The sequence below is a fragment of the Flavobacterium ginsenosidimutans genome (genome assembly GCF_037478105.1).
GTDB classification, from domain to species: Bacteria; Bacteroidota; Bacteroidia; order Flavobacteriales; family Flavobacteriaceae; genus Flavobacterium; species Flavobacterium ginsenosidimutans.
On the sequence record NZ_CP147988.1, the window covers coordinates 5,142,342 to 5,164,648 of the forward strand.

The window sequence follows — 22,307 nt, forward strand, 5'->3', positions numbered from 1 at the left end:
AATTTAATCCTGCAAGGTTGGTTTGCGAAGCAATTTCCCGTTTTCGTTTTCTTTGAATTTTGAGACAAAAACGATCTCTTTTGGTTTTTCATATTTTCCTAAAACATCAAAGAAATCAGGTTCAAATTCTTGTTTTTCGCCTTCAATAACCAAAACTAATTTTTCTCCTAAAGTAGTATCTGGAAGTCCGGTTACAAAAAATCTGCTATTAATTTTGCCCACCAATTTTGCTTCAATCTGTTCTGGAATTAGCTTCACTCCTCCACTATTGATTACGTTGTCAATTCGTCCTAAAAATTTAAATTGATGTTCGTTCAATAATTCTACTAAATCATTAGTAACAATTGGTTCATCAGAAATTGTAGCAATATTAATAACCAAACACTGACGATCATCTTGAGATATTTTAACGTTTGGAAGAACTGAAAAAACAGAATCTCCTAGGCGTTTTGCTGCAATATGAGTAATTGTCTCAGTCATCCCGTACGTTTCGTAAATTTCTGTTTTTAGATGCAGAAGTTTTTCTTCTAACGAAGAATCTAATTTAGCGCCTCCAATAATCAGTTTACGCACTTTTGAAAGTTGCTCAATAGAATTTTGAACCTGCAATGGCACCATTGCAACAAAATCGTATGTAGTTTTATTTAAAGCTAATGGATGCACACTTGGCGATACCACATCTAATTCTAATCCTAGAATTAAGCTTCTTACCAGCATCATTTTCCCTGCAATAAATTGAGTCGGGAGACATAATAAAGCTTTATCTCCTGGCTGTAAATCAAAAAAGTCGCCTGTAGCCAAAGCAGATTGAATCATAGCTTGTTTTTCTAAACGAACTAACTTTGGAAGGCCAGTTGTTCCAGAAGTCGTCATTTCGATATAATCCTTTTTATCAAACCAATCCAAAAAGAATTCTCCAATTGATTGTTCGTAGGCATCTCCTTCTTTGATGTAACTGTAGGCTATTTGGCACAAATCTTTTGCATTTAAATGGTATCCATTTAACCTAAAGTAATTATGAACGTTATTATGAGTTAAGTTTTGCATATTTTTAAGCTTTTACTTGAACATTAATAATATTTCCTGTTAGTTTTTGTTTCCAGTTTGTCCAACCGTATTTTTTACTAAAAATAAAAAGTAATATTGGATAAATCACTACAACAGGCAGAATTACATCAATTCCTGCTGAAGGTTCTGAAAGATCTTTAAATATAGAATGCGTTTGAAAAACCGACCAATCTGAGGTTACTAATAATGCGCCAACAAGATTGTTTGCCGCATGAAACCCAAGAGCAAGTTCCATTCCTTCATCCATAAGAGTAATAACTCCTAAAAATAAACCCGTTCCTATGTAATAAATCATTATGATATTTCCCATTTTTACCACTTCCGGATTTGCCCAGTGCATTGACCCGAAAATAACAGAAGTCATCAAAAGCGGAAACCATCTATTTTGAGCCAAATTAGCAAATCCCTGCATCAAATAACCTCGAAAAACATATTCTTCTGTACTGGTTTGAATTGGAATTAAAAGTGTTCCTAAAACCAATAAAATTAAAAAAGGAACCAATTTAAAATTCAGAACAAACTGATCTGGCGATTTTAGATACACAAATAAAAAACTAAGCAAGGAAAAGAAAGCCCATAAAAAGAAAGAAAACCAAATGCGTTTCCAGTCAACTTTTGGTCTTGAAGTCGTTACTGACAATAACGTTTGATGATGAATAAATTTGACTACAAAATAAACACCCGCAAAAGCAAAAACGAATGAAGTCATTACCAAAAAAAGTGTTGTATTGGACTCAAACATTTTCATAACCCCTTCGTTAGTAGTTGGAAAACCAATCTTCTCAGTAAATGTTTTGTAAAATACGGCTGCAGTAAGTGGAATTTGTCCAACAAAAGAAGCTGCGATAATAAAAACAGAACCTAAAAGATATTTCCAAAACTTATTTTCAGGTTTAATTCCTTGCTCTAAAAACATAAATCTAAAATTTTAAAAAAATGAGAATCCAAATTCGATAAGTTAATCTTACTTTTGATACTGCGAAAATACCTCTTTTTTACCTTAAGAATATTTGAAACCATTAAATATAACAAAATGATACAAATTTACCATAATCCGAGATGCGGAAAATCAAGAAACTGCCTTGCTTTTATCGAACAATCAAACCAAGAATTTGAAATCATCCCATATTTAACAGAAACTCCATCTTTTGAAGAATTAAAAAAATTGCTAAAACAGCTTAATTTGGAGCCAATTCAATTAGTAAGAACAAAAGAGAAAGTGTGGATTGAAAATTTTAAAGGAAAAACTTTAAATGACGATCAGATAGTTTCTGCAATGATAGAAAACCCAATTTTAATAGAGCGCCCGATTGTGGTAAAAGACGGAAAAGCTATTATTGGTCGTGACCCAGAAGTGGTTGCTTCTTTTTTAGATTGATTCTAAAATATTCTATTAACATTTTTTTGTGATTTCTCTCTTTAAACCAAAAACTACATTTGCCGTCTAAAGAGAAAAAGAAACCAGAAAAATGAAAAAAATCAAATTTGCTGTATTACTTGTATTCCTGTTTACAAGTTTTTACAATTACTCACAACAAGGAGCGCCCGGTGGTAAAAAAGTAAAAGTCAGCGGAAAAGTCTTTGAAAAAGTAAGCAAACAACCATTAGAGTATGCTACAATTTCGATTACTGCCCCAAATGACACAAAAGTTATTGCGGGCGGGATCACAAATCCAAAAGGAGAATTTGAAGTTGCTGTTGCGCCAGGAACTTACGACATAAAAGTCGAATTTATTTCTTTTAAATCAACTGAAATCAAACAAAAAAGCATTCAGGATGATACCAACTTAGGTGTTGTAAATTTATCTGAAGATGCTGCGCAATTGAATGAAGTTGTAGTTCGTGCAGAAAAATCGACTGTAGAGATCAAACTGGACAAAAAAGTTTACAATGTTGGTCAAGATATGATTGTAAAAGGCGGAAGTGTAAGCGATGTTTTAGACAACGTTCCATCTGTTTCTGTTGATACAGAAGGAAATGTTAGTTTAAGAGGTAGCGACAATATTCGTATTTTAATTGACGGAAGACCTTCGCAAGCGATAAACATGGCAGAAGCTTTAAGACAACTACCTGCAGATGCTATAGACAAAGTAGAAGTAATTACAAATCCATCTGCTCGTTATGATGCAGAAGGAGGTTCAGGAATCATTAATATTATTCTTAAAAAAGGAAAAAATCAAGGTTTTAATGGAACTTTCATTGCTTCGACAGGTTTACCAGAAACGTATGGTTTAAGTGCCAATTTGAATTATAAAACTGAAAAGTTAAACTATTTCACAACTGCTGGTTACAACTACAGAACTACAGAAGGAGCTGGTAAAACAAATTCAGAATATTTTGATGAAAACGAAGTAACAAAAAGCTATTTAGATGAAGACCGAGATACTAAACGTCTTAGAAAAGGATTTAATGGAAGAGCTGGTGTTGAATGGAGCATAACCCCTACTACATTTTGGACAAATGCCATCAATTACCAAAAAAATTCTGGTGACGATAGAGATTTGATCAACTATTACAATTATGACGCAGCGCATAATTATACAGGAACATCTTATCGTTTAAACAACGCCGACACTGGCAGTGAAAACTTTGAGTACACTTCTAACTTAATTAAAAACTTCAACGATAAAGGACACAAGCTTACAGCAGATTTTTCCATTTCAAGAAATACAGATGACAGCTATAGTACCATTACAGCTTCACCAAATTTCAATAATACGCTAAATGATCAAATACAAAAACAAGTATTATTCCAAGCTGATTACGTTCTTCCATTAGGAAAAAGTGGACAATTTGAAGCGGGTTACAAAGGAAGTTTTGGAGATTTGAATAACGAATATTATGTAACTACTATAGAAAATAATGTTCCAGTAAAGGACCCTAATTTATCAAACACACTGGAATACAAAGAAAACATCAACGCACTTTATACCCAATACGGTTTCAAAGTAAATAAGTTTTCTTATTTATTTGGTTTAAGATGGGAAGACACCGATATTCATGTTAACTTGTTAGACAATAGTGATTTCAATACTAAAAAATACAACAACTTGTTTCCAAGCGCATTTATTAGTTACGAAATCTCAAATCAAAGCAACTTCACAGCAAGTTATAGCAAACGTTTATCAAGACCAAGAGGACGTTTCATGAATCCTGCCGTAAACTATGCGAGTAACATTAATATCTTTCAAGGAAATCCAGATTTAGATCCTTCTTTAACAGATAAATACGATATTGGTTATATCAAAAAATGGGATAAAGTAACTTTCAATACATCGGCATATTTTGAAGACACTAAAGACGTTTTCAGCTTTGTAAGATCTCCTACTGGCGATTATGTAACTGCTGATGGGGAAGTGGTAACTCCTGCACCAGGTGAAGTAGTTGATGGCACTCCTGTTATTAAAAGCCAGCCTATTAACTTAGGAGAAGAACAAAAATTTGGTTTCGAATTTACAATCAATTACACGCCATTAAAATGGTGGAAATTAAACAGTAACTTCAACTTTTATAATGTAAAAACAACTGGGGAACACAGCTATAAAGACACACAAGGAAATGATATTGTCCAAAATTTAGACAATCAGGCTACTTCTTGGTTTGCAAGAGTAAACTCTAAAGTTACTTTACCATATAAAATTGATTGGCAGCTAACTGCAATGTACAACGGAGAGCAGAAAACTGCTCAAGGAAAGAACTTAGGTCAATTTGGAATGAATACAGCTTTCAGCAAAGATGTTATGAAAGACAAAGCAACTATTGCTTTTAACATCAGCGACGTATTCAATTCTAGAAAAATGAGATCTTACACTTATTTAGATGGAGTGACTTCATATAGCGAATTCCAATTCCGTAAACGTCAGTTTAACTTATCGTTCACTTACCGTTTAAACAAACCAAAAGGAGAAAGAGATAAAAACGCACAGCCTAAAAATGAAGGTGGCGGAGAAGGCGGTGGAGATTTTCCAGGTTAAAACCTCTTAAATTCCAATACTAAAAATTCCAAATTCCAATTTTATCATTGGGATTTGGAATTTTTTATTTCAAGTCTTTTACTTAGCCTTCCAACTTTGTCAAAGTTTTAAACTCAACGCATTGAATTTGGAATTTTTGATATTGGAATTTCTTCTTTTTTGGCACAAAAAAAAAGAACCTAAAAAGGTTCTTTTCTTATGACATCAATCTAAAATTAAATAGATTGTTCTTCTTGTCTTTTTCTGGCTCTTTTTTCTTTAATCATTTCCCAGCTTGCTCCCGTAACCCAGTAAGATACGAAACCAACTAAGAAAAACATTAACCAAAACCCTATAGTTAGAATGGTTAAGAAAAGTAAAAAGCCTAAGTACTGTGAAAATTCAAACATGTTTTCCGGAATTTTTGAATGTTACGACAAATGTAGGGTATATATTTTTTCTCAGCAATAAAATCTAAATCAATTTTCGTTAAATAACATTTATACGTATATTTATACTCATTTTAAATAAGCTTTTTTTGAACATGGATTCCTTTTAAATAAAGGCCTCAAAGAAACATCTATTTTTTTAGGAGCTATTCCTGCTGTCCGCTGTATTCCCGATAAACAAAAACTACGGCTAAAAAACCTTGTTTTTCTAAATCGGGAGATGCCGCTCCCATCAGGGCTAAAAGACTCATTTTCAAAAGAAGTTTTCGTTTTAGAATAAAACATTTCACATTTTCAGGAATAACATTTTACATACTACATAATGAAATATAGAATAGAAAAAGACACCATGGGCGAAGTTCAAGTCCCAGCCGATAAATATTGGGGTGCACAAACAGAACGTTCAAGAAACAATTTTAAAATCGGGCCTTCAGGTTCAATGCCAAAAGAAATCATAGAAGGTTTTGCTTATCTAAAAAAAGCTGCAGCTTATGCGAATTACGATTTAGGAGTTTTACCAATCGAAAAAAGAGACGCCATTGCAGCCGTATGCGACGAAATTCTACAAGGAAAATTAGACGACCAGTTTCCATTAGTAATTTGGCAAACAGGTTCTGGAACGCAAAGCAATATGAATGTAAACGAAGTAATTGCAAATCGCGCACAAGTTCTTAAAGGTTTTGAAATTGGCGAAGGCGAACAATTCATAAAAGCCAATGATGATGTAAATAAATCACAATCATCAAACGATACTTTCCCAACAGGAATGCACATTGCAGCTTATAAAATGGTTGTAGAAACAACAATTCCTGGTGTAGAAAAACTTCACGCTACTTTAGCAAAAAAAGCAACTGAATATAAAGATGTTGTCAAAATTGGGCGTACACACTTAATGGATGCAACGCCATTAACTTTAGGTCAAGAAATTTCTGGTTATGCCGCTCAATTAGCATTTGGATTAAAAGCTTTAAAAAATACTTTAGCACATTTATCTGAAATCGCTCTTGGAGGAACAGCTGTTGGAACTGGACTAAACACTCCAAAAGGTTACGATGTAAAAGTGGCGGAATATATTGCTCAATTTACCAATCATCCTTTTGTTACTGCAGAAAACAAATTTGAAGCACTTGCAGCACACGACGCAATTGTAGAAACACACGGAGCTTTAAAACAATTAGCTGTTTCCTTAAATAAAATCGCTAATGATGTTAGAATGTTAGCTTCAGGGCCACGTTCTGGAATTGGCGAAATTCATATTCCTGAAAACGAACCTGGTTCTTCTATTATGCCAGGAAAAGTAAATCCGACGCAATGTGAAGCTTTAACAATGGTTTGCGCTCAAGTTATCGGAAACGATATGGCAATTGCAGTTGGAGGAATGCAGGGACATTATGAATTGAATGTTTTTAAACCTGTAATGGCAGCCAACTTTTTACAATCGGCACAATTATTAGGAGATGCGTGTGTTTCTTTTGATGAACATTGTGCACAAGGAATCGAACCAAATCACAAAAGGATCAAAGAATTAGTGGATAATTCATTAATGCTCGTTACCGCTTTGAATACTAAAATTGGTTATTATAAAGCTGCCGAAATCGCTCAAACTGCACACAAAAATGGAACTACACTTAAAGAAGAAGCTGTTCGTTTAGGCTATGTAACTCCAGAAGATTTTGATGCTTGGGTGAAACCTGAAGATATGGTTTAATTTAATGGTGAATTGTTAATGGTGAATTATTAATTATTATCATTCAGATAAAATGATGCATTGTCAGACTGAGCGAAGTCGAAGTTTTTTATGCATAAAGCCCTTAGACTTCGCTCAGTCTGACAAAAAAATAAAAAGCCTGAAATATCAATTTCAGGCTTTTTATTTATAATTTACAATTCACAATTAACCATTATTAACATAGTCTTGCAAATAGCTAAATCTCTCCGTCAGTTTTCCGTTTTCTGTGATTTTAGCGCGTTTTAGAATTCCGTCTTTATCTCCATTGAAGAAAGCTGGAATTACATGTTGCATAAACTGTTCTCCAAAACCTTCGCTAGCATCTTTCGGAATTTCGCAAGGAAGATTATCTACCGCCATAACTGCAACTGCCGCAGGATGAAAGAAATCTACTTCTTTATCTTCTAAAGGAAAATATCCATACAATGGATCTTCAATTGTAGAAGAACGAACTGTACAGGCAATAGGTCCATTAACATCGCAAGAAATATCTGCAACAACTTTCAACTTGCAGTCGCTTGCGTTCAGCATTTCTTTCGTTAAAATCATTGGAGCACTGCTAGCATGAAAATGCCCTGCAAAATAAATATCAGACACTTTTGTAAATCTTTCAAAATCAGATTCGTATTCTTCAGGATGATTTACAAAATCTCTAAAATCTAAAACCTGACCATCTTTTCTTTTATTGTATTCCAGCACATCAAGCTGAACATAAACCGCTTGAGCATATTTTTTTGTCAAATAATTATCAATCGTAATTTCTTTCACTTTAATAGCATCAAGAATTTCTTTTGCTCCACTCCCAACCTTTCCAGTTCCTGTTACCACAAACTTTAGAGCTGGCATTGTGATGCGCTTTAAATGCTTTATCAAATCCTCTTTTCCTGAAAGTGTTTCTGCTTTAGGAAGTTTGAACAGTTCGAATTTAATTCCGAAAGCTCGAATTCCGTTATAAACACCAACCATTCCAGCATATCTTCCAAAACCAATTAGACGATGGTCGTGTTCGTCAACAATTGTTTCGTGATCATATAAATCAATATTTTTTTCTAAAACTGCCTGAAGTAATTTTCTATTATGAGGCTGTTTTTTAATTGTATGAGAAAAAAAGAAATAGGCTTTATTTGGAATCAAGTCTTCTACTGGAACTTCTTTTACGCCAAATAAAACATCACAATCAGAAACATCATCTGTAACCGTAATTCCCATATTTTTATAATCGTCATCCGAAAATATTCTAATATCAGAACTTTCCACTTTTACAGAAGCATCATGATAAAGCTGCTTTAATCTTGTCAATTCATTTGGAGAAAATACTACTCTTCTATCTGGCGGATTTTTTCTTTCTTTTATGATTCCAAATTTCATTTAAACTGAATTTAATATTAAATAATATAACTTTTTAAAACACATTTGTTTCAAATATAACAAATTTAGTTAAAATTTTGTTTTAAAATTTCTATTTAGAATGTTTAAAAACCGTTATAAGCTGAAAAACAAACGAATATATTTTTAAGGTCTTAAAAAAAAGTTAAAAAACACAAATTAACGCCTCAGAAATGAGAATACAACAAAATTGAATTCGATATATTTGTTTTTAAAGAACGATGCAAATGATTTTCCTTAAAAAAACAAAGATACCACAAATACTTTTTTCTATACTAGTTTTAAGTTCATGTGGTAAAGACAAAAAAACTGACACAGCTACTACCCCAATAATAGAAGATACATTACCTAAAATGAAGCCGTTAGGCGAAGAAAAGAAAGTTTCTCAGGCCTATAAAAATTCGGTTGTTGGCAGAATAAATCACTTTTACAATAAAAACTGGCCAAATAACAACATGAACGGAAGCTTTTTAGTTGCTAAAAACGGACAGATTTTATTTGAAAGATATAATGGTTTTGCGAACAAAAATGAAGGGACAAAAATAACGGCTGAAACTCCTGTACAGATTGCTTCAGTAAGTAAAGTTTTGACAGCTACAGCGGTTTTAAAACTGGTAAACGCAGGTAAAATTGATTTGGACCAAAAAGTAAATACGATTTTAAAAACTTTTCCTTACGAAGAATGTACGATTAGAATGCTTTTAAGTCATCGCACAGGAATGCGTAACTATGCTTATTTCACAGATCACGATAAATCGGTTTGGGACAGGCATAACCAATTAACGAATAAAGATATTTTAGACATTTTAGCAACAAAAGATGTTGGTTTAGAATCTAGAACTGGAACACGTTTTAGCTACTGTAATACCAACTATGCAATGTTGGCGCTTATTATAGAAAAAATTACAGGATTGAGTTATAAAGAAGCGATGTCTGAAATGATTTTCAAACCTCTTGGAATGACACATACTTATGTTTTTGACGATGACAAAGACAGAAAAAAGATTGTTCCTTCTTATAAAGGTAATGGTGTAGAAATTGGTTTTGATTATCTTGATAATGTTTACGGAGATAAAAATGTTTTCTCTACAGCTAGAGATCTTTTAAAATTTGATAGAGCAAGACAATCTCCAGATTTCTTGAAACCTGAATTATTGAAACAAGTTTATACGGGTTATAGCAACGAACGTAAAGGAACTAAGAATTACGGTCTCGGAATTAGAATGATTAACTGGGAAACGGGTCAGAACTTCTATTTTCATAATGGATGGTGGCACGGAAATACCTCATCTTATATTACTTTGATGAAAGAAGGTGTAACAATTATTGCACTATCTAATAAAATGACCCGAAACACTTATGCAGTGCGTAAATTAGCTCCGATCTTTGGAGATTACCCTTTTAATTTTAAAGACGAAGAATAAAATAATAATAAAGTCGAAAGTCAAAAGTCTTAAAACAGTTGACAATATAAACTTTATTCTTTTTTAAACATACCAATTATCGAAAAATAAAGAGAAGCAACAGAAAGCAATCTTTTGATTTTAAAAACTTTACAACTTTTTACTTTCACTCTTGGACTTTCGACTTTCGGCTTTACAACTTTTGACTAATTTTTTTTCTGAAAATTTTAGTAGAAAGTAATTTCAAATACCCTAAATTTGCAGACTTATTTTTTGGGGTCGACTGGTTTTGACAGCAAGTCGAATTGAACAGTAAGCACGTCGAGCATTGAGACCTTGCTCGTAAATATAAGATCTCAAACTTTTACACGGCGAAAATAATTACGCTTTAGCTGCATAATCCGAATCATAGTAAGATTGCGCCACGTCTCTACAAGGTAGGGAAGCTGGATTCTCCTGGAAAGCCTTGGTTTGTGGCGTTCCGTTCAGGAGAACCGTAAAAATAAACCTAGATTTCCATGAGCTTCGGGTGGATTTCGAAATTTAAGAAGATAAGTGTTGGGTGGTTGTTTCTGGCCTAGCTCAACATCGAAAATTCAATCAGGAAATAAGCGTGTAGAAAGCTCTTTAGTTGCTTGTTTGGACCCGGGTTCGATTCCCGGCGACTCCACAAAAAAGCCTGTAAACTCTTTGTTTACAGGCTTTTTTTATTCAATTCAAACTTAGATTAAGTCTTATTATCATAAACGACAAATACGGCTTCCTTAGAATACCGCATCTATCAACTAATTCAAATTAAAAAAATTATAGACTTGCTTTCACTTCACCGCAAGTCAGCATATTTTTTGGATAGTATGGATTTTTTATTTCCTTACTATCACTTGTCCAAACTGCGCCTGTCATTGGGCAAACTTGTAAATATAATGTTTCATCAGCAGGTTTGAATTTTGCCACCTGATCCCAATATTTCAGAGAAAGAGACTCAAAAATCTTACGTTGTTTGTTAATATTTTTTGTTACTGTTAATGCTGTTGCCAAATCAATGATTTCTTTTCGTGAAATGGTAGCCTTATTCATATTTTCCAGGTTTAATTTTTTAAACTTGAAATTCTTTAGCGAACTTTTCAAGGCTTCTGCATTTTTAACAACAGCAAGACTGTCTGAAGTTAAAAAGCTATTTTTAAGAGCTAAATAATTCTTTGTGATTTCTTTTTTCTCAGCTTCGCGTTTTGCAACTAATTCAGGAGCTACTTCTTCTTTTGAAGTTAATTGAGCCTGAGCCAAACAGCTAAGAAAAAGGAATGTTACAACTAATAAATTTTTCATGATGTAGGTTTATCTAATTTTGTAATGATTTTATCTATTTCTATTAAAATGCTTTCATAATGATCTTTATTTATTCCTGTTGAAGCATTCATCAGTTTTGCGACATCTGTTTTTAATTTTAAAAGATGCTGTTTTCCATAAAGTCTTACATCACTTCTTTGTGCTGTGTTTGATGCTTTTCCAGGTTCTACTTCTTTTGGCAATAAAAGCATTCCTAGTTTTTCAACATAGCCACGCTGAAAACTTCTTCTGTAATAATCTTGCTTTTCATCTCCGCTAAATTTCACCCAAACTATTTGCTGCACATCATTTAAAAATTCAGGAACAGTATAAGCTTCTTCAGACTGCATAGATTTAAGGCTAATATTATAAAGCATACCAGAACTTAATAACATATTCAATATCTGATTCTGTTGATCTGAAATTTGATCTTCTCTTTTTAAAGCAATAAGATCATCGATTTCCTGCGGATACATCCAAAGCGGCGCAACAAACAATTGTCTTCCTAAATAATCAATTGCAGCTTTTATTTTTGCTTTAGGAACTGGTTTGTAAACTGCTCCTTTTTCATCAACAGTTCGTTTTGTAACATAATTGTTTCCAATGTATTTCAGAACATGATACAAGTACAATCCGTACTGCCTAACTACTGCTTTATGCATATCTGCTAAATTATCGTAAGGATCATTTGGCTGATAAGTCCATTCAATCAAATGAGGAACTACACGTTTTAGATTTTTAATTCCGTAATCGCTGGCAAGTACCGCATCGTCTCCAAGATCTTCTGCTTGACTGCGCGGATCTTCATCTTTACCTTCTCCACCAAACCATAATTTCGGATTTGCTGTTAAACTATCTGTAGTTAATTTAGCTAGTAAATTCTCTTCTTCAAACTCATCTTTGGCATTTGGATAATATTTATAACCCCACTGAACTGCCCATTTATCATAACTTCCAATACGCGGATAAAGACCTACTGGACTAATATTATCTTCTGGCTGTGCTACATAATTAAAACGGGCATAATCCATAATAGAAACAGTATGTCCGTTTGCTTCTACCCATTTTTTATCACGAAGTTTTTCTACTGGAGTAGCACTACTCGCTCCCATATTATGACGAAGACCAATTGTATGTCCGATTTCGTGTGAAGAAACAAAACGAATTAATTGTCCCATTAATTCATCGTCTAAGTGCATTTTTCTTGCTCTAGCATCTAACGGTCCAGCCTGAATCATGTACCATCTCTGTACCAATTTCATTACATTATGATACCAGCCAACATGACTTTCCATAATTTCACCGCTTCTTGGATCGCTAATTCTTGGCCCGTAAGCATTTGGTGTTTCAGAAGCTAAATATCTTACTACAGAATATCGCGCATCTTCCAAACTCATTGTTTTATCATCTTCTGGCCATTCTTTACCTACAATTGCATTTTTAAATCCGGCAGCTTCAAAAGCTTTTTGCCAGTCGTTTATACCTGCAATTAAATAAGGTCTCCATTTTTTTGGTGTTGCAGGATCGATGTAGTAAACAATTTGTTTTTTTGGTTCGACCAATTCGCCTCTTAAATATTTTTTAATGTCTTTGTCTTTAGGTTCTAATCGATAACGTTGAATAATGAACTTTTTTTGTGCGCGTTGTTCATCGTCATCAAATAGAACATATTTATTAGCAAAATAGCCTACTCTTTCATCAAAAAATCGTTTACGCATTGGTATTTTCGGAAGCAATACTATAGAGGTATTTAATCTTAACGTAATGCTTCCGCTGCTTGCGGTAGAACTGGTATAAGTTTTTGTAGTTTTAACTTCAATATTAATCGGATAAGTATCTATAGTTTCAACAAAGGATTTATCATCTGCGAGAGAAGTTAATTTTTTTTCAGTTTTCTCAGAGCTTCCAATAGAAAACATCGCATTATCTTTCTTGAAAGAATCAGTTACATCAATAACAACATTTCCGTTATCAGGATTGGTTGTTTTTATTGGAAAAGCCGCTACAATCGGATTTTCGTTACTGCCTGCTAATGCTTTTGCCAGCATAGAATCGGCAGAACGAACATCTTGTCTGTACTGCAATGATCTTAAAAAAACAGTGTTATTTGTTCCTTTTTCAAAATAAATAGTCTGCTCGTTAGCTTTTTCACCACCAAAAATTCCCATTCCTTCTGGAGTAGACAAATATCGCGTTACCACCAGCATATATCGGTTAAACAAACTATCTGGAATTTGGAAGTAATATTTAGTATCGACTTGGCTAACAGTAAAAAGTCCTGATTTGTTTTTAGCTTTATCAGTAATAATTTTGCTATAAGCCTGCATACCTTTTGGTTGCGTACTTGTACTGTCGGCTTTTTTTTCTGGAGTTTGAGCAAAACCATGCTGCCAAGAAGACAGCATGATTAAGAATATAATTAATTTTTTCATTGGAATTAAAACGGAACTTGTTCGTCTGTATTTAATGTAAGTTTTGGATTTTTTGTCAAGGCAGACAACGGAAACGGTATAATGTATAATCTTGAATTAGGCTGTAAAGTGTACGTTTTCTGCTCAACTGTTTTATTAACAATTGGAAATACTCTCGTAATTGTCTTCGCATATTCTGACTCCGTATTTAATCGTTTTAGATCAAAAAATCGGTTAAAACCAAAAAGCAATTCTTTTCTTCGTTCATTAATAACCAATTCCATTGTTTCTTTTCTTGTAGCTGGAACATCTAAATTCACAGTTCCAGATAAAATACGTTTTGCTCTTAAGGTGTTTAAAACATCTACTGCTTCATTAAGCTTATTATCTCTTGCATAACATTCAGCAAGCATTAAATATACTTCTGTAGTTTTCATACCCACTGTTGGATAAAAAAACTTCGTATACTGAGTTCCCCAATATGCAGTGTTTGAACCTTGATCTAAATTGGTTGTACTTGTAGTATTAAAAAACAAATTAAAACGAGCATCATTAATACCAAATAGAGTTCTCAATTCTGGACTGATAATGTAAAGTTGTCCAAAGTTCATTTCGTTATAACCATTCATATACATATAACTTAGAACTTCTACATTATCTGCAGCAGGCACAAAAACAGTGCTTGGTCCGCCCTGCGCATTATAAGCAACCATATCAAATATTTGATTGTTATAGCTTAAAGATTTTTCGGCTGCCGCTTGAGCGCTTGCAATTTCACGTTTGAACAAATGAACTTTAGCTTTGAATGCATAAGCAAATGCTAATGACGGATGGTAAACATCTGTTGGTTTTTCCTGAAGATATGGCAACGCTTCTTCAATATCTTTTTGAATAAATTCATAAACCTGCGCTACAGTCGATTTTGCTGGCTCTGCTTCTAAATCGAATTTATCCATGATGCAAATTCCTCCATCAGTAGCAGCAGTAGCCGGATCGTAAGCTTTCGCATAATGATTCACTAATAAAAAGTGATCGTATGCTCTATAAATTTGAGCTTCAGCTTTTGCTAATCGCTTTATGCTTTCGTCTCCTTTACTATCATCAACTAATGAAATAATAGTATTCCATCTGTTGATATAAGTATAGGCTTGGTTGTAAAAACTTGAACCGGTCATTAATGAAACTCGGTCTACGCTTTCATCAAAAGTAAAATTAATGATATCGATGTTTGGCGTTTTTCCAATTACATTTGACTCTTTCATCCATTGATCGTCTGATAAATATTGAAAGTTACTAATTGGATAACCTCTTCCTGGCAGTGAAACTAAGTCTAGGAATTGTTCTGGTGTTTCAATAACTAAAGCTCCTTTTGGCGTAACATCTGTGTAATCGTCACAAGATGTTACAGCGAGCATCATAACTGATAATAGTGTAATATATAAATGTTTCATTTTTTTAAAGAGTAAGATTAAAGCCAAATAAATACGTTTTCGGCAATGGTAAATTACGTGTGCCAGAATTTGCGCTATAAACTTCTGGATCGATACGATTGCCAGCAGCACTCCAATACCAAATATTATTCATTTGGAAAGTGAATTTAGCTGAACTCATTTTTATTCTATTTGCAAAGTCTTTAGGCAAATTATAGCTCAATGAAATGTTTCTCAATTTGATGTAATCGCCATCAACAACATTTGCGCTTGAATTTCTCCATTGGCTGCTGATTGTTGTAGCATAATTTCGAACACTTTCGTCTAAATCTACATATAAACGGGTATTTCCATTTGGATTAGCATCTGTGTAACGGTCTGCAATGCCAGAAAGGTTCACAGCATCTGAATCCATTGCTAAAACTTCTTTACGCATGACATTTCCTCCAGAGAAAACAAACAAGAAATTTAAATCGAATTGTTTATAAGAAAATCGCTGAGACAACGAACCTGTATAAGTTGGTGTCAAACTTCCCATATTTACTAAAGCATCTGGATTTGTAACCGATTTTATACTGGTTGAAATTGGATTTCCATTTTCGTCAAAAGTGATTGACGGATTTCCCTCTTCATCCAAAATATATGGATATCCATTAACAGTTCCGCCATATTTGTAAGCGTATAAACTATTGTATGCTTCGTTTTCTAAAAAGTAATCAATTGGTGAACTAACATAAACAGAAGCCGTTGATTGTGCTCTTGTTACTTTTTTTACGGTTGTTTTGTTAAATGCTAAAACTGCATTTGAAGCTATTTTAAAGCTACCATTATTAAACCATTCTGAACCTAAAGTAAATTCAACACCTTTGTTCATTAAAGCTCCTGCATTAATTCTTCTTGATAATGCACCAACTGTAGGATCTAAATCTGTTGTTGCCAATAAATCAGTGCTGTATTTACGGTAGATATCAATAGTACCATTCAGCTTCGTTCTGAACAAACTATAATCAATACCAAAATTGGCGCTCTGTGTTTTTTCCCATCTCAACATTGGGTTTGGCTGCGATGTAATATTGGTATATTGCAGAGATTGATATAAGTTATCGTTTTTGATAGTCGCTGTAATATAAGGAGTTGTACTCTGATCTATATTTCCGTTAATACCATAAGTAGATCTTAATTTCAGCATACTCACCCATTTTACCTCTCTCATAAAATCTTCATTGCTTATATTCCAACCTAAACCAGCTGACCATAAAGGACGGTTTTTGTATTTCGGATCCACTCCAAATAAATCTGCTCGATCTACACGGTAACTTCCTGTAATGTTATATTTAGATAAATAAGTATAACTCGCTGTACTAAACATCGAAAAATAACGGTGTAAAACTTCTGTTTGCGTTCTTGATAAAGCAGCCAAAGTTCTGTTGCTTCCATAGATATAACTTGAAACTCCAGTTTGACTAAGCAAAAGGTTGTTTAATACTGAAGAACTTAATGTTACAGGATCATAACCATATCGTAATTGTTCAATAGTTCTTGGAACAAAAGTTTCACGCATTTCAAAACCTGCTAATGCATTTACAGAATGTTTTCCATCACCAAATTCTTGATTAAAATCTAATTGATTTCTAAAAGAATAATTACTTGCCTGACTGCTAGATTGTTTGTATCGTCCTCCTGCTGAAAAACCATCTACATAGGTATAAGTATTTGTAGTCGGATTATAGCCTGTCAAAGAATTAATAGCCATACGCATTCTGTACGAGTCAACAGCGTAATATTGTTCGTTATCATTTCTTCTTAATTCATATTGAAATTGCGAATTAGCGCTTAAGCCTTTCCAAATTTTAGCTTTTATGTTGGCAAAAGTTCTTAAGCTTAATGAATTTTGTTTTTCAATACCTTCTTGAAGCGCATCTAAAACATTAAATTCTGTTGATTTAAAACCACTTAAGCCTGCTAATTTTTCAGCTACAGCAGGATTAATAACACTACCAGAAGTAAAACCATCACTAATACCTACAAATGGCGACATTACAAGGTTTCCGTTATCATCAGTTATACGCTCGTATCTTTTTTGGATATCATAATTTCCAAAAGCAGCATCGGTAACATCATCATTACTATAAGTTCCGTTTACTCCAAATGTAGCGTTTAGCCAATTATTTATTTGAAAACTGCTTTTAGCATAAAGGTTAAATGCTCGACTGTTATTAAATTTTATACGATCTTTTGATTCGTCATAATTAAGAGAAACATAAGTATTTTGTTTACTTGTACTACCCGAAAATGCAATATTGTAGCGTTGTCTTAACTCATTTTGCCAAACATTGTCACGATAATCTTTTATGTAATCGTTTTTTCTCCATTGTGCAATAGTACTATCGTAAGTAGCATTATCAATTTTCCCTTCTTCTAAATTTCTGTTCAATTGATAAAGCGGACTGTAATATTTCATACTGCTGCTTCCAATATCTCCATAACTGCTAAACATTGTAGATGTGTCTGCAAATCTGGCTCTTTCTCTATCGTAAACTGCCTGCTCAAAATCGATCAATTCGCTTGTAGAAGCATAATTCATATCTCTTAAATTAGGCTTTGTAGAAATAAAGAAATCCGAATTGATACTAACTTTTAATTTACCATTTCCTTTTTTGGTAGTTAAAACAATAATACCATTTGCTGCTCTCGAACCATAAATAGAAGCCGCCGCGGCATCTTTTAGAACGTCAACACTTTCAATATCATAAGGATTAATATCATCCAAACTTAATTCTGTTGGCAAACCATCAATTACCAAAAGCGGAGTGTAACCAACTTGAGAAGAAAAAGTTCCCATACCTCTCAATATAGGTTTATCAGAGTCAGATCCAGTTACATTTTTTTGAAACATCAAACCAGCAACACGTCCTTCAAGCGCACTTGATAAATTTGAATTGATATTTTCGTTTAATGTCTTTTCGTCAACTTTAGAAATTGCTCCAGTAAAATTACTTCTTGCAATAGTTTGGAAACCAGTAACAACAACTTCTTTCATTGTCGAAACTTTGTCATCAACAACAAGCGTCATTTCGCTGCGCCCATTGATTGAAAAAGTTTTTTTCTCGATAGTTAATCCAGAACAATCCAGTACTCCAGTTGGAGACACTTTATCAAAAGCAAAACTTCCGTCAAAATCTGTTACGCTGGTTCTATTTGTTCCCCAAATAGTTACCGATACACCTGGAAAAGGTTCATTTCTATTATTTACTACCTTTCCTCGTATATCGATTAGTCCGTTTCCCCGCTCCTCCTCTTTTGGCGCAGTTACCACAATCGTTTGATTTGCAAGGTTATATTTTACACTTTGATTTCTAAAAATTTGATTTAAAGTTTCATTCAGACTAGCATTCTTAACATTAATAGTTACAGGTCTTGAATCCTTAAGCAATTTCTGAGTATAAAAAACTTCGTAATTGGCTTGTTTAGCCACTTCTTTTAGAACTTTTTCAAGAGGTGCCTCTTTAAAATTGATGGTAATATTCTGAGCTTGGCTTGTATAACTGCAAAACAACATAAACAAGGCACATAATAGAGTCAGAAAATTAAATTTAGGAATCTTTTTTTTAGTTTTTTTGTAAGGTTTTTTTGGTTGTAAATTAAATTTCATACATTTACATTTGGTTATAGTTAAACAATAGTGGACAACTTATATTGGCTATAAACTTTTACAACAACCAGAAGCATCGCAACTGCCTCTGGTTTTTTAGTTTATAGACTCAATATAATCGGTTAAATAAAAGATCTTACGGATAAACAATAATCGTTTTTCCTTCGACCCTAAATTTTATATTACTTAGCTCAAGTACTTTTAATACTTCAGACAAATTTTTATTTCTAAATGTTCCTCCGTTAAATCTCACGTCTGAAACATCACCGCGGTATTCGACTTTAATTCCATACCAGCGTTCTAATTGTTTCATTACTGATTTCAAGTCGGCATTATCAAATTTAAATCGGCCATTTGTCCAAGCAATTGCTGCTTCGGTATCGACTTCTTTAACTGTAATTTTAGTCGAATTCTCTGTTATATTAGATTGCTGACCTGGTTTTAAAATTGCTGTCTGATTTCTGAAAGCAACCGCAACACTTCCTTCCAATAAAGTTGTTTTTATAATAGCTTCATTATTATAAGCATGAACATTAAAATGTGTTCCTAAAACTTGTATCTTCTGATTATCTGATTTTACGATGAAAGGTTTGCTTTTATCTTTAGCAACTTCAAAATATGCTTCTCCTTCTAATTCTACGGTTCTTTCATCTCCATTAAATTGTGTAGGATATTTGATAGAAGAAACTGCATTTAAGAATACTTTAGTTCCATCTGCCAAAACAATATTATATTGTCCGCCTGTTGGCGTAGAAAGTGTGTTAAATGAATTTGCATTTTCTTTCGAAGAATCAGCGTTTGGATTTATCACATAAGTAATTACTCCATTAGCATCCATTTTTATTGTAACCTCATCTTCTTCGCCTTCTTTTGCAATAATATCTTTTGCAGATACATCAGACAAAACAATTTGTTTTCCATTAGAAAGCGTTAAGATTCCTTTATTTCCTCCAGGTGCAATGTCTTTAGGTTTTTCAACAACTTGAATTTTTTCTTCTTCTTTTACTTCCGATTTTGTAAAATAGAATATTCCGCTACCTAATAATAAAGTAACAGATGCTGCAACAGCAACACGCGGCCAAAGACTAACCACTTTTGCTTTTTGTGCCAATGGCAACTTCGATTTCAAATGTTCGTAACTATCTTCCAGTTCATATTCGCTAAGCTGTCTGTTACTATTTGAAGCTTTATGTAAATACCATGCCTCAAGTTTGTCCTTATCTTCATTAGATAAAGTTCCTTCTTGGTATTTTTGCAGCAATGCTAAGATTTCTGATTCATTCATAATTACAACACGAAATTTTGTCCCGTTTTAAATAAGACAGTTAGAAATGGGTTTTGTCATAGGCAATGACAAAAAAAAATTAAAAAAATATTATTTTATAATTAACAGATTAAGAGCTTCAAAGCCTTTATTTCTATTAATGAGTACATTACAAACAGAATGCATCAAAAAAAAATTATCGAAAAATTTGCAATAATTTTACCAGATAAAAACATTAAGCGCGGTTTTTAGTTTCTCACGCAGAATTTTTACTGAATTGTAAACTTGCTGTTTTGCAGTTTTATCTGTTATATTCAATTGATTTGAAATTTCGTCATACGAAAGCTCTTCTACTTTTCTTAGCAGAAATACTTCTCGCATTTTTTCAGGGAGTAAAGCAATTTCTTTTGCAATAATGGCTTCTAATTCTTTTTCTCTAAGTTTAGAATCTGCGAAGACATATTCGTTTTCAATAAAATTTGAAATAGAATCGGCATAACGCGAAACCACTTTTTCGTGAGCGATATGATTAAGAATTCTATTTTTTACAGCTTTGTATAAATAAGAAGAAAGAGATCCAGTAACCGCCAATTCGTAACGTTTGTTCCAAAGTGATAAAAATACTTCTTGAACAACATCATTTGCTTCATCATGTCTTCCAAGCAATTTATAAGCATGATTAACGAGAATTCGGGAATACCTTTCGAAGATTTCTGTATAGGCCAATTGATCATCTTCTTTAAGAAGATTTAATAGAATATGATCAGCATATTTGCTATAAACAGACATTAATTATTAAAAAGTGAGGATCAAAAACGCAATATTAAACATTTTTTATGTTAAAAGCCAAAACATTATTAAGTTTTAAAAAGCGCAAAGGATTTCGTTAACTTTTTTGCATAAATTTCAATATGATTAATCTTAATAATATTGAATTGCAGGATTATAGTTTCAAAAAAACCGATTTCATTTTCATCAAAACACAAAAAAAGCCTGTAAATTATTTTACAAGCTTTTCCTTTATTTTACTCTAATTCTTTCTTAAGATTTTTTTTGAGACGTCTAGTCCAATAGGTCAGATATACAACACCTAAAATTATAATCAGTATATCAAATTTCAAGATTTGCGGTATGCGCATTATGAGATCGTTATAATAACTTCCTCCAATAAGAGCCCCGCTACCAATTCCAAGTTCCATCGAAATATACATTGTTGCAACCGCTTTTCCTCGGTGATCTGGATTACTCAAATCAATAGTCCAGGCGCTGATCGCTGGCGATAAAATTCCAGTTCCAATTCCGTAAAACCCTGCTCCTACCAAAAGCATTTGAATATTTCTGCCTTCGCTAATGACAAAAAGCGCAAAAGCTGTAATAATTAAACCTGCAAATATTACGCTTGTACGTCCGTGCCTATCTGAAACTTTTCCTGCAAAAAAACGAACTAAAACAGACGTCACCGTAAAAGCGGTAAAAAACAGCCCTTTGTTTTGTGCGCCAAGATGTTCGCTCCAATCGGGAATTAAAGTTAATATTAATCCGAAAGCGGTATAAGATAGAAAAGTTATAATTCCGGCTGGAAATACATTTCTATCCACGATATCTTTTCTGCCAATAATGAACATTGATTTATTTAATTTCTCTTTTACTTTCAAGGTTTCTTTCATATTCATTACAATAATAATAGATAAAAAAGCCAGAAACGACGAACTGTAAAACATAACATTCATTCCGTAAGCATTTACAATCATACTTCCTACTGCTGGACCAAGTGCCCCTCCAATGCTGAAACATAATCCATGCATTCCGAGTGCTTCTCCCCATCTTTTCTGCGGAATAATATCTGCTACATAAGCCGATGTTGATGTTGGTTTAAACCCAGTTGAAAAGCCATGAACCAAACGCAGAAATAAAAATCCTGAAACTGAACTTAAAATTGGATAAAGAAATCCGCATACCACACATACCGAAGATCCAATTGCCATAACAGGAACACGTCCCCATTTGTCTGTTAGCTTACCGCTAAAAGGACGAGAAATTGCTGCTGTTAATGTAAATAAGGAAATAATAAGTCCTTTGTATTCTGCACCTCCTAAACTGCTTAAATAATTAGGAAGTTCTGGTATCATCATATTAAAGCTTGATGAAAACAATAGGGAACTCAAGCAAAGTAAAATGAATTGTAAGGTATAAATTGATTTTTCGTTTTGTGACATTATAGGCAAAAAAATAGAGA

At 33.3% G+C, this 22,307-nt stretch carries 15 protein-coding genes and 1 other RNA gene; 5 read left to right on the forward strand and 11 right to left on the reverse strand.

Going from position 1 to position 22,307, the window contains the following annotated elements; genetic code table 11:
- Nucleotides 1-3 precede the first annotated feature (3 nt).
- Together V6624_RS22040 and V6624_RS22045 are read right to left on the reverse strand one after the other, a co-directional pair.
- A complete protein-coding gene (locus V6624_RS22040) occupies nucleotides 4-1,047 on the reverse strand; it encodes an AMP-binding protein (protein WP_111288641.1) in 1,044 nt (347 codons plus the stop codon).
- Between the two features lie 4 nt (nucleotides 1,048-1,051).
- Nucleotides 1,052-1,984 (reverse strand): type II CAAX endopeptidase family protein, encoded by a 933-nt coding sequence (locus V6624_RS22045; RefSeq protein WP_338840193.1) that lies wholly within the window; start codon nucleotides 1,982-1,984, stop codon nucleotides 1,052-1,054.
- Between the two features lie 117 nt (nucleotides 1,985-2,101).
- Here V6624_RS22045 and arsC point away from each other — a divergent pair, with 117 nt between their 5' ends.
- Complete coding sequence (arsC, locus tag V6624_RS22050) at nucleotides 2,102-2,446, forward strand: arsenate reductase (glutaredoxin) (protein WP_111288645.1); 345 nt, start codon at nucleotides 2,102-2,104, stop codon at nucleotides 2,444-2,446.
- A 91-nt stretch (nucleotides 2,447-2,537) separates the two neighbouring features.
- Nucleotides 2,538-5,042, forward strand: a complete 2,505-nt coding sequence (locus tag V6624_RS22055) for an outer membrane beta-barrel family protein (RefSeq protein ID WP_338840194.1) — start codon at nucleotides 2,538-2,540, stop codon at nucleotides 5,040-5,042.
- 215 nt (nucleotides 5,043-5,257) lie between these two features.
- Here the strand turns inward: V6624_RS22055 and V6624_RS22060 are convergent, their stop codons facing one another.
- Nucleotides 5,258-5,431 carry a hypothetical protein gene (locus tag V6624_RS22060; protein WP_111288649.1) on the reverse strand — a complete coding sequence of 58 codons (174 nt, stop codon included), beginning with the start codon at nucleotides 5,429-5,431 and terminating at the stop codon, nucleotides 5,258-5,260.
- Between the two features lie 361 nt (nucleotides 5,432-5,792).
- Between V6624_RS22060 and fumC the strand changes: the two genes are divergently transcribed.
- On the forward strand, nucleotides 5,793-7,178 hold the full coding sequence (gene fumC, locus V6624_RS22065) for a class II fumarate hydratase (RefSeq protein WP_338840195.1): 1,386 nt from the start codon (nucleotides 5,793-5,795) through the stop codon (nucleotides 7,176-7,178).
- A 186-nt stretch (nucleotides 7,179-7,364) separates the two neighbouring features.
- On the opposite strand, the gene V6624_RS22070 is transcribed toward fumC, so the two are convergent.
- On the reverse strand, nucleotides 7,365-8,567 hold the full coding sequence (locus tag V6624_RS22070) for an NAD(P)-dependent oxidoreductase (RefSeq protein WP_338840196.1): 1,203 nt from the start codon (nucleotides 8,565-8,567) through the stop codon (nucleotides 7,365-7,367).
- A 239-nt stretch (nucleotides 8,568-8,806) separates the two neighbouring features.
- On the opposite strand from V6624_RS22070, the gene V6624_RS22075 reads away from it, so the two are divergent.
- A complete protein-coding gene (locus tag V6624_RS22075) occupies nucleotides 8,807-10,009 on the forward strand; it encodes a serine hydrolase domain-containing protein (protein WP_338840198.1) in 1,203 nt (400 codons plus the stop codon).
- A 254-nt stretch (nucleotides 10,010-10,263) separates the two neighbouring features.
- Nucleotides 10,264-10,661, forward strand: a transfer-messenger RNA (tmRNA) gene (gene ssrA, locus V6624_RS22080).
- A gap of 131 nt (nucleotides 10,662-10,792) precedes the next feature.
- Here the strand turns inward: ssrA and V6624_RS22085 are convergent.
- The 7 genes from V6624_RS22085 to V6624_RS22115 all read right to left on the reverse strand — a co-directional run bounded on the left by V6624_RS22085 (nucleotide 10,793) and on the right by V6624_RS22115 (nucleotide 22,287).
- Nucleotides 10,793-11,314 (reverse strand): DUF3347 domain-containing protein, encoded by a 522-nt coding sequence (locus V6624_RS22085; RefSeq protein ID WP_111288657.1) that lies wholly within the window; start codon nucleotides 11,312-11,314, stop codon nucleotides 10,793-10,795.
- The gene (locus V6624_RS22090; RefSeq protein ID WP_111288659.1) at nucleotides 11,311-13,746 is read right to left on the reverse strand and encodes a zinc-dependent metalloprotease; all 2,436 of its coding nucleotides are present in this window, start codon (nucleotides 13,744-13,746) and stop codon (nucleotides 11,311-11,313) included. The genes V6624_RS22085 and V6624_RS22090 overlap by 4 nt, the downstream gene beginning before the upstream one ends.
- 5 nt (nucleotides 13,747-13,751) lie before the next feature.
- Nucleotides 13,752-15,176 carry a RagB/SusD family nutrient uptake outer membrane protein gene (locus tag V6624_RS22095; protein WP_338840202.1) on the reverse strand — a complete coding sequence of 475 codons (1,425 nt, stop codon included), beginning with the start codon at nucleotides 15,174-15,176 and terminating at the stop codon, nucleotides 13,752-13,754.
- Between the two features lie 4 nt (nucleotides 15,177-15,180).
- The gene (locus tag V6624_RS22100) at nucleotides 15,181-18,807 is read right to left on the reverse strand and encodes a SusC/RagA family TonB-linked outer membrane protein (protein ID WP_338840205.1); all 3,627 of its coding nucleotides are present in this window, start codon (nucleotides 18,805-18,807) and stop codon (nucleotides 15,181-15,183) included.
- A gap of 136 nt (nucleotides 18,808-18,943) precedes the next feature.
- Nucleotides 18,944-20,092, reverse strand: a complete 1,149-nt coding sequence (locus V6624_RS22105) for a FecR family protein (protein WP_338840207.1) — start codon at nucleotides 20,090-20,092, stop codon at nucleotides 18,944-18,946.
- 198 nt (nucleotides 20,093-20,290) lie between these two features.
- Nucleotides 20,291-20,860 (reverse strand): RNA polymerase sigma factor, encoded by a 570-nt coding sequence (locus V6624_RS22110; RefSeq protein ID WP_111288665.1) that lies wholly within the window; start codon nucleotides 20,858-20,860, stop codon nucleotides 20,291-20,293.
- Nucleotides 20,861-21,096: 236 nt separating this feature from the next.
- Nucleotides 21,097-22,287: an MFS transporter gene (locus V6624_RS22115; protein ID WP_111288667.1), complete on the reverse strand. Its 1,191-nt coding sequence runs from the start codon at nucleotides 22,285-22,287 to the stop codon at nucleotides 21,097-21,099.
- Nucleotides 22,288-22,307: the final 20 nt, after the last annotated feature.